Below are 204 nucleotides of genomic sequence, written 5' to 3' on the forward strand. Positions count from 1 at the left end.
TTTTCAACGGAGCTTTTTGCTCGATACCAGCGTAGCGAGCAGGCCTTCCTCCTCGCCTTGATGGAGATGGTGGTGAACGGCGTGTCCACCCGAGATGTGGCCAAAGTCACGGAACAGTTGTGTGGCACGTCCTTCTCGAAATCGACGGTTTCGGATCTGTGCAAACGCCTTGACCCTATCGTCCAAGCGTGGAACCACCGAAGC

1 protein-coding gene is annotated in these 204 nt (G+C 55.9%); it reads left to right on the forward strand.

Annotation, left to right across the window (positions count from 1 at the left end; genetic code table 11):
* A partial coding sequence (locus J3481_RS14590; protein ID WP_206832822.1) for a transposase occupies positions 1 to 204 on the forward strand: 204 nt, incomplete at both ends.

The organism is Alicyclobacillus fructus (genome assembly GCF_017329605.1).
GTDB lineage: Bacteria > Bacillota > Bacilli > Alicyclobacillales > Alicyclobacillaceae > Alicyclobacillus > Alicyclobacillus fructus.